This is a genomic window from Pelotomaculum sp. FP (genome assembly GCF_004369245.1).
Classification (GTDB): domain Bacteria; phylum Bacillota; class Desulfotomaculia; order Desulfotomaculales; family Pelotomaculaceae; genus Pelotomaculum_C; species Pelotomaculum_C schinkii.
This window is the reverse complement of sequence record NZ_QFGB01000092.1, coordinates 1-10,180: the sequence shown is the minus strand read 5'-3', so window position 1 is coordinate 10,180 and position 10,180 is coordinate 1. Positions and strand designations below refer to the sequence as shown.

The window sequence follows — 10,180 nt, the reverse complement described above, 5'->3', positions numbered from 1 at the left end:
CAGTCATCAGGGCGACCTCCTGGAAATTATTTATACTTGAATATTCCCTGATTCTGTCGACTTGAGGGTTTTCCCTTCTTTATTATTATCTATGAGTTACCTAATTCTGGTTAACCGAACACCTATGTAGCGCTTTCCTTTTTAACTGAATACGGAAAATTCATGGGACGTGTTACAGGCAAGGTATCCGGTAATATCCTCTTAAGAAGAAATCAGTACCGCTGGACGGAAAACGATACCATAACACTAAGGTTAGCGAACCACTTTATTTTAGCTAAAATTATGAACTGTAGAGCAGTTTTGCATCGTGCAGTACGTGATCATTCACAAGTCGTCGATATAAAGTTACTGACCGACACTATGAGAGGTTTAGCAAATTTGGCGAAGCAATTGGATAAAGTTAAAGATTTGCATGCTCTGAGAGGTCTGGAGGGACAAGCAGCATATCTGTACTTTACTGCATTTAATCAGCTTATACTTAGCCAAAAGGAAGATTTCAGCATGACTGAAAGAAACCGACGTCCACCATTAGATCGGATAAATGCTTTGTTGTCTTTTCTGTATACTTTACTAACCCATGAAATTGTTGCTGCACTTGAAAGTATTGGTCTTGATCCCCAAGCGGGTTTTCTACATAGGGACAGACCAGGAAGGGCAAGTCTTGCACTCGATGTAATGGAAGAACTAAGACCCCATTTTGCTGACAGGCTTGCGTTGACACTTATAAATCGCAATCAAATTAGTGCCAACGGGTTTGTCATTAAAGAAAATGGCGCGGTCGTAATGGATGATAACACAAGAAAAGAAGTGCTACTTGCCTGGCAGAAACGTAAGGGGGAGGAGATAATGCACCCATATTTAGAAGAAAAAGTATCATTAGGACTTGTTCCGTACATTCAGGCTATGCTTTTAGCCAGACATATTAGAGGCGATATAGAAGATTACCCCCCGTTTTTCTGGAAATGAGGTGCTCTTAATGATGGTGCTCATTACTTATGATGTTAACGTAACTACTGCTTCAGGAAAGAAACGTTTACGTAATGTTGCAAAGCAATGCAAGAACTTCGGACAGAGGGTGCAAAATTCTGTATTCGAATGCCTGGTTGATCCAACACAATTTACAGATCTTAAGCATCGTTTAGAGAGTATTGTTGATCCGGAAAAGGACAGTTTGCGCTATTATTTTCTTGGGGCCAATTGGAAAAGACGGGTAGAGCATTATGGAATTAAAGAAACCTACGATCCTGAAGGCATTCTAATTATTGATGCGAACCTATAGCTGGCATTAATTTTCTATTGGTTTCGCACTGACCAAATATAAAAGGATTTTTGTGTTATCTTCTAATTTCTTGCAAAATAAAACCTCATAAAAAATTGATTCGCGAAACAAAGCTTAACAAGCCTTGCGATTAAAGGTTTTCCACTTTGACAGTCGCACCCCCTGCGGGTGCGTGGATTGAAACAACAACACCTATTATCACCACTCTTTGGCTGAGTCGCACCCCCTGCGGGTGCGTGGATTGAAACTGATTTATGCGGATCCACCTTATTTGTTATCAACGTCGCACCCCCTGCGGGTGCGTGGATTGAAACCCGGTGGGCGAAGGGGAACAGCCGCCTGGTTAGTCGCACCCCCTGCGGGTGCGTGGATTGAAACAGGCCGGTATCGCCGCTTACAAAGTAGGCAGTGAGTCGCACCCCCTGCGGGTGCGTGGATTGAAACAACGGTGTGGGAAGCAGTAAAAAACATTGTAGTCGGGTCGCACCCCCTGCGGGTGCGTGGATTGAAACGGCGTTAATCAGGCGGGTGTTGGCAGCCTCAAGGTCGCACCCCCTGCGGGTGCGTGGATTGAAACATGGTTACGGTGATAACTTTTGCGTTGGTTTTTGTCGCACCCCCTGCGGGTGCGTGGATTGAAACCCCTACCCAATCAAGGTGGTTTGTGGAGTCCCCGTCGCACCCCCTGCGGGTGCGTGGATTGAAACACTGACAACCTAAACCATCAGGGCCAGGTCAATGGTCGCACCCCCTGCGGGTGCGTGGATTGAAACTCGAAAGCCTGGTTGGATGCCCTGTATGTGTCCGTCGCACCCCCTGCGGGTGCGTGGATTGAAACAATGGGATGCGGTTGGTGCTACAGAAATAAACGTCGCACCCCCTGCGGGTGCGTGGATTGAAACCCGGTGGGCGAAGGGGAACAGCCGCCTGGTTATGTCGCACCCCCTGCGGGTGCGTGGATTGAAACTAAAGACACCCGCATTGATTTGTTGGCGATACTCGTCGCACCCCCTGCGGGTGCGTGGATTGAAACCAGAGGAGGGATACCATGCCTAATACCATCGAAGTCGCACCCCCTGCGGGTGCGTGGATTGAAACTAGCGAAAGCAAACTTATCTTTTAGGGGCGACCAAGTCGCACCCCCTGCGGGTGCGTGGATTGAAACACCGGTTGGTTAGGTGAATCATTCGAGGCCGGCGTCGCACCCCCTGCGGGTGCGTGGATTGAAACCACCTGCCGCAAGCCTCATACGCCGACCCCGGCGTCGCACCCCCTGCGGGTGCGTGGATTGAAACACGCTGAAAAGCGGCGATAAGCCCATTGAAGGGCGTCGCACCCCCTGCGGGTGCGTGGATTGAAACATATAGACTGGAAAGACGGCCTGCCAGATGACCCGTCGCACCCCCTGCGGGTGCGTGGATTGAAACCGTTGAGGGTGCAAAGCTCTGGTTTAATTGCAGTCGCACCCCCTGCGGGTGCGTGGATTGAAACTTCGTGTTTGTCTTCAGGTATTTCAATATTTGAAGTCGCACCCCCTGCGGGTGCGTGGATTGAAACTAGGAGGTGAAACAATGAAAAAATTATCTGAAGTCGCACCCCCTGCGGGTGCGTGGATTGAAACCCTTGATCAATTAGCAGATCTTAACTCGGAAATGGTCGCACCCCCTGCGGGTGCGTGGATTGAAACTGTGAGTGATTACCATGCAACTATTGACCGTGCGTCGCACCCCCTGCGGGTGCGTGGATTGAAACCTTGTTAAAATACACTACAAAACAAATATAAAAGTGTCGCACCCCCTGCGGGTGCGTGGATTGAAACATATATTTTGGTGCGCCTGGCAGGAATCGAACCGTCGCACCCCCTGCGGGTGCGTGGATTGAAACACAGCTACAACCTTGTCAGCATCAGCCGCCTTGGTCGCACCCCCTGCGGGTGCGTGGATTGAAACCCGGCTTGCAACATCAAAGAACCCTTGATACCAAGTCGCACCCCCTGCGGGTGCGTGGATTGAAACTTCGTGATTAAGAGGACTATGATTATCGACCAAGGTCGCACCCCCTGCGGGTGCGTGGATTGAAACTTGGGGTTTGGTTGGTGAAACATTAGAACAGGGTCGCACCCCCTGCGGGTGCGTGGATTGAAACCCGACCAATGTCATTTTGGACCGAGAAAGATGTGTCGCACCCCCTGCGGGTGCGTGGATTGAAACGGCTTTGGGCCAAGGTTGAGATTTTTTAGTTGACGTCGCACCCCCTGCGGGTGCGTGGATTGAAACTTCAAATCGGTCTAATGGAAATTCCCACTTGTAGTCGCACCCCCTGCGGGTGCGTGGATTGAAACTGGTTGTTTTGGGTATTGCAATTTTATTAAAAGTCGCACCCCCTGCGGGTGCGTGGATTGAAACTAGCAAGTTGCAGAGGGTTAATGCTGTTATAAAGGTCGCACCCCCTGCGGGTGCGTGGATTGAAACGCATGAGCAGAGCCACCGGTCCCAACGTGAGCTGTCGCACCCCCTGCGGGTGCGTGGATTGAAACGGCTACGTTTTTTATTAGGCTTACCGTTACAGGTCGCACCCCCTGCGGGTGCGTGGATTGAAACTCCCACGCTGGACGACCTAAGAGACAGCGGCCAGTCGCACCCCCTGCGGGTGCGTGGATTGAAACATCGCCGCCGCAATATCTTTTTTATTTGGTATGTCGCACCCCCTGCGGGTGCGTGGATTGAAACATGAAACTGGAGGATGCCATGGCGCGCTATCACGTCGCACCCCCTGCGGGTGCGTGGATTGAAACTTACAATCAGAGCGCGCCGGATGATGGCGAGAAGTCGCACCCCCTGCGGGTGCGTGGATTGAAACAAACCGGCTTAATGTTGATTTTGAGGAACTGGGTCGCACCCCCTGCGGGTGCGTGGATTGAAACAAAAAACCCTGGAGAAAGTACTTGCTCCTTTGGTCGCACCCCCTGCGGGTGCGTGGATTGAAACATTTTAAAATTAATCATTACAAATATAAAAATACCGTCGCACCCCCTGCGGGTGCGTGGATTGAAACTAGGAGGTGTTAAAATGAATATAAAATTTTACGTCGCACCCCCTGCGGGTGCGTGGATTGAAACTAAACCATATGTATTCTTTAAAAATTCCAACCAGTCGCACCCCCTGCGGGTGCGTGGATTGAAACTGGATACCATTCGTCACATGCTGTACATCTGCGTCGCACCCCCTGCGGGTGCGTGGATTGAAACTGGCTTCTTATTTATATTATGGCATTGAGCAACGTCGCACCCCCTGCGGGTGCGTGGATTGAAACATTACCAAAGGCAAGTTTTATTCAAAAATATGGGTCGCACCCCCTGCGGGTGCGTGGATTGAAACCCGAAAGTAATGTACGGGATAGAGGGTAGACTAGTCGCACCCCCTGCGGGTGCGTGGATTGAAACAAAAAATGAAAAATATTATAATCATGGGTCGTGTCGCACCCCCTGCGGGTGCGTGGATTGAAACTAAATTTACTGAGGTTGAAAATCTTTTACTTAAGTCGCACCCCCTGCGGGTGCGTGGATTGAAACTTTTTCTCCATGTTCTTTAGCACAAGAGGCACAGTCGCACCCCCTGCGGGTGCGTGGATTGAAACCCCTTTAAAAATACCATTAAAAGGAGAATCCCAAGTCGCACCCCCTGCGGGTGCGTGGATTGAAACTGCATAAATCTTTTTGTTTTCAATTAAATTCCGTCGCACCCCCTGCGGGTGCGTGGATTGAAACCAATGATTGACAAAAATTTTAAAATACAACCAAGTCGCACCCCCTGCGGGTGCGTGGATTGAAACGTTTAACAGTGGTGAATGGACTCTACACGCTAGTCGCACCCCCTGCGGGTGCGTGGATTGAAACTTGGTGATACAATTGAAACAATTACCCGAACATGTCGCACCCCCTGCGGGTGCGTGGATTGAAACAAATATGATTGAAAATATCGATATTGGGTTAAGTCGCACCCCCTGCGGGTGCGTGGATTGAAACATTGCTACAACTGCTAATGCCAATCCATTAATAGTCGCACCCCCTGCGGGTGCGTGGATTGAAACCATCATATTTTGTTACTATTCCACTTTGTGAGAGTCGCACCCCCTGCGGGTGCGTGGATTGAAACCCGTATCAACCCCTGCTCCACCGCCTCATACACGTCGCACCCCCTGCGGGTGCGTGGATTGAAACACTAGAAAGTAGCTTAAGGCGACTTGATGGACTGGTCGCACCCCCTGCGGGTGCGTGGATTGAAACCACTCTTTTACGATATTAGCCTCAAGCTCATCGGTCGCACCCCCTGCGGGTGCGTGGATTGAAACCGTGGCGTTTAGATTAGGATCCTTAAGATACTCAGTCGCACCCCCTGCGGGTGCGTGGATTGAAACAGCCAGTACTTGTGCCGCCTGCTGGTGTATAGCGTCGCACCCCCTGCGGGTGCGTGGATTGAAACAATCACTTGCCATCGCTTTAGGCATCACCTAAGTCGCACCCCCTGCGGGTGCGTGGATTGAAACCCGGTGGGCGAAGGGGAACATCCGCCTGGCTAGTCGCACCCCCTGCGGGTGCGTGGATTGAAACGATGAAGTTGCCTTGATGCCGGAGTCCTTTGTGTCGCACCCCCTGCGGGTGCGTGGATTGAAACCGGGTGTAAGCACCACTGCCCCCCGGTAAGGCGTCGCACCCCCTGCGGGTGCGTGGATTGAAACTCTTATTCGCTGCCTTTACCGGGAAGCTGAGAGTCGCACCCCCTGCGGGTGCGTGGATTGAAACAAAAAAATGTTTATCAATCGTCCAGATACGCCCGTCGCACCCCCTGCGGGTGCGTGGATTGAAACACCACCGCCCTCCGGTAGCGTTACCCTGGCCCCGTCGCACCCCCTGCGGGTGCGTGGATTGAAACTTTTGGCCGATGAGCTTGCGGACCTGGGCAGCTGACGTCGCACCCCCTGCGGGTGCGTGGATTGAAACATATAGCGTATCGATTATTTCCTGGTGGAGTGATAGTCGCACCCCCTGCGGGTGCGTGGATTGAAACCGGGTGACGTACAAAGACGGCCAGCAGGAGATTGTCGCACCCCCTGCGGGTGCGTGGATTGAAACTTAGAGCCACCGGAAGAAGGCGAGGAAACTTGAGTCGCACCCCCTGCGGGTGCGTGGATTGAAACCTGCGTGGTCATATCATCCACCGTCCGTCCGTGTCGCACCCCCTGCGGGTGCGTGGATTGAAACTCGTTTCCAAGTGGTTTTTTTAGTCCCAGATTAGGTCGCACCCCCTGCGGGTGCGTGGATTGAAACTGCCGTGGCCGGCAATGTTACTGTTGGCACGGAGTCGCACCCCCTGCGGGTGCGTGGATTGAAACACTGTTTAGCCCGCCCTCTACGCCTGCGGCCATCGTCGCACCCCCTGCGGGTGCGTGGATTGAAACACGTACGACGTAGGTGCGGGAGTCAGGTACGCGTCGCACCCCCTGCGGGTGCGTGGATTGAAACTTTGAACAAGAACAGGGATACGACAAGGATGAAGTCGCACCCCCTGCGGGTGCGTGGATTGAAACCGATAGCTACGTTAGCAGTGCCGGTATTGACCGGTCGCACCCCCTGCGGGTGCGTGGATTGAAACTGATGACTGTAAAATATTGTCCATTATGTGAAGTCGCACCCCCTGCGGGTGCGTGGATTGAAACAAATGCCGTCTGTACCTCAGTTAATACGGCTCCAGTCGCACCCCCTGCGGGTGCGTGGATTGAAACCCGCAAATGAGAACATTCGCCATTTAGGGCAGGGTCGCACCCCCTGCGGGTGCGTGGATTGAAACAAAATTAAAAATACTGGGTCATATGAGCGTGCGCCGTCGCACCCCCTGCGGGTGCGTGGATTGAAACTCGCTATATGCCCATGATTAAAGCTGGATTTGGTCGCACCCCCTGCGGGTGCGTGGATTGAAACATAACTCAAGCTATACTCATATCTAGCCCAAGGTCGCACCCCCTGCGGGTGCGTGGATTGAAACCATAACCATCACTGTCTTTAGCACCAACCCATGTCGCACCCCCTGCGGGTGCGTGGATTGAAACATCGAATATCTCATCGTCGTAAACATCTACCCTACGTCGCACCCCCTGCGGGTGCGTGGATTGAAACCCGCTCTCCACAGTAATCCTCAAAACATCCGCGTCGCACCCCCTGCGGGTGCGTGGATTGAAACCTTTAAGCAAAGGGTCATTTTCGAGCACTACTAGTCGCACCCCCTGCGGGTGCGTGGATTGAAACCGTAAGTATCGGTCCTAAATCCCTGACGGTCCAGTCGCACCCCCTGCGGGTGCGTGGATTGAAACCACGCGACGAAGAAATAATCCAAGCACTAATCGTCGCACCCCCTGCGGGTGCGTGGATTGAAACAAGCGTGTTGGCTTAAGCATTGCCAAAGGTTTAGTCGCACCCCCTGCGGGTGCGTGGATTGAAACAAAGAGGCGTGTATGAACGCGCTTAATCTTGGGTCGCACCCCCTGCGGGTGCGTGGATTGAAACCAGTTACCGCCGACAAAGACCACGCAAACCGCACGTCGCACCCCCTGCGGGTGCGTGGATTGAAACTTATCAGCCCATTTATGGCCGCAATATTGGCAGTCGCACCCCCTGCGGGTGCGTGGATTGAAACCATCCTTCGTAAGGAGTAAGCAGTTTGAATAGGGTCGCACCCCCTGCGGGTGCGTGGATTGAAACAGCGTAATAGGTAGTAGGCGTGTGAGCGCTAAGTCGCACCCCCTGCGGGTGCGTGGATTGAAACCAGTTACCGCCGACAAAGACCACGCAAACCGCAGTCGCACCCCCTGCGGGTGCGTGGATTGAAACGCATGTCGGTCATGTGCCCGTTCAGCGAGTTATAGTCGCACCCCCTGCGGGTGCGTGGATTGAAACAGAGGTTGATTGAGGAGGCGCAAGCCAGTGCATGTCGCACCCCCTGCGGGTGCGTGGATTGAAACTTCCAAGCGCTGGGTACCGAAGCGATCATTGCTTGTCGCACCCCCTGCGGGTGCGTGGATTGAAACATGATTAAATCACCTCTCGTTTGTTATCTTGTGTCGCACCCCCTGCGGGTGCGTGGATTGAAACTAAAGGTGGTGACAATTTGCTCACAAGCTTATCGTGTCGCACCCCCTGCGGGTGCGTGGATTGAAACAGACAGCACATAAAGCTGCTCCACGAGTATCTGTCGCACCCCCTGCGGGTGCGTGGATTGAAACTATGGCAACTTGCCCTAAGTGCGGCTGCACCAGTCGCACCCCCTGCGGGTGCGTGGATTGAAACTTGTGTGTTTACAGCCATAAATACTGCCCCAAGTCGCACCCCCTGCGGGTGCGTGGATTGAAACACCACCTTGGTTTGAAACCAAACCAAATTATGTGTCGCACCCCCTGCGGGTGCGTGGATTGAAACCATCGGTGGTTACAAAGCTTTGCCCAAAGGCATGTCGCACCCCCTGCGGGTGCGTGGATTGAAACCATTTTGCCCAACGTGTGGCACTGACACAGAGTGTCGCACCCCCTGCGGGTGCGTGGATTGAAACGTTTACGACACTGCAAAATCACTCAAAGCACCGTCGCACCCCCTGCGGGTGCGTGGATTGAAACCGATGATGAAGCTGCACGGTTGGCTAAATTTTGTCGCACCCCCTGCGGGTGCGTGGATTGAAACCTCAAAGAGAAGCGCTGGCCGGCCATACCCAAAGTCGCACCCCCTGCGGGTGCGTGGATTGAAACACCAACCTGCACTTAATTCACCACCTTGGTTTGTCGCACCCCCTGCGGGTGCGTGGATTGAAACGTCTGGAAATTGAACATTGACGCGGGGCATGGGTCGCACCCCCTGCGGGTGCGTGGATTGAAACTCCCGTTCGTGCTCTTCGGCAAGCCTCTTCTGGGTCGCACCCCCTGCGGGTGCGTGGATTGAAACCACCATTAAACAAAAACACCACCTCTAAGGTGGGTCGCACCCCCTGCGGGTGCGTGGATTGAAACCCAGAGATTACAAAAGAGGATGTCCAGGAAGCTGTCGCACCCCCTGCGGGTGCGTGGATTGAAACTCCATGAGATTATGAACATGAAAGCTAATGGGCGTCGCACCCCCTGCGGGTGCGTGGATTGAAACAAATGAGTAAGGAGATGTCGACGTGGACAAGCGTCGCACCCCCTGCGGGTGCGTGGATTGAAACAGTGGTTTGTTGACCTGGCTGAGAAATACGATGGTCGCACCCCCTGCGGGTGCGTGGATTGAAACGCCTCGGGTGTGTGTCGGGGATGCCGGAGCGCGTCGCACCCCCTGCGGGTGCGTGGATTGAAACAGGCAGTAACCGTACTAACAGCACCAATGCGGGTCGCACCCCCTGCGGGTGCGTGGATTGAAACTCGCCATGGTAGCTACAGTACCCGGCGGCGAGTTGTCGCACCCCCTGCGGGTGCGTGGATTGAAACTCCATCAGGCGGTTATTACGCCTAGAACAACCCGTCGCACCCCCTGCGGGTGCGTGGATTGAAACGCCAACTGGAGGCTGAGGCTAATGAGGCGGCCAGGTCGCACCCCCTGCGGGTGCGTGGATTGAAACGTTGTTTTATACCAAGGAACCCAGCGGGACGCGTCGCACCCCCTGCGGGTGCGTGGATTGAAACAGGTTGCCTAACAAGTATCACACCATCACCTCAGTCGCACCCCCTGCGGGTGCGTGGATTGAAACGTTGTTTTATAGTGTAATTTTGCAGAATCTTTGTCCTAGCGATTTGCACAATAATTAGGCTTAAAATTTCTATTCAAACTGCAAAATTTGCACAATTTTTGTTTGGAAAAACTTAAAAATTGCACAATATATGTTTTGC

1 protein-coding gene, 1 pseudogene and 1 CRISPR repeat array are annotated in these 10,180 nt (G+C 53.0%); the gene and the pseudogene both read left to right on the top strand.

Annotation, left to right across the window (positions count from 1 at the left end):
* Positions 1–138: 138 nt before the first annotated feature.
* Positions 139–966 (top strand): annotated as a pseudogene (cas1c, locus tag Psfp_RS20225) (type I-C CRISPR-associated endonuclease Cas1c); the annotation flags it as partial.
* Positions 967–976: 10 nt separating this feature from the next.
* Positions 977–1,279 carry a CRISPR-associated endonuclease Cas2 gene (gene cas2 / locus Psfp_RS20220; protein ID WP_134220316.1) on the top strand — a complete coding sequence of 101 codons (303 nt, stop codon included), beginning with the start codon at positions 977–979 and terminating at the stop codon, positions 1,277–1,279.
* 152 nt (positions 1,280–1,431) lie between these two features.
* Positions 1,432–10,041: a CRISPR direct-repeat array (repeat unit 32 nt; unit sequence GTCGCACCCCCTGCGGGTGCGTGGATTGAAAC).
* Positions 10,042–10,180 lie beyond the last annotated feature (139 nt).

Excerpts from the sequence above, each read along its gene's own strand:
- cas2 (WP_134220316.1), top strand. The coding sequence starts at position 977 with ATGATGGTGCTCATTACTTATGATGTTAACGTAACTACTGCTTCAGGA.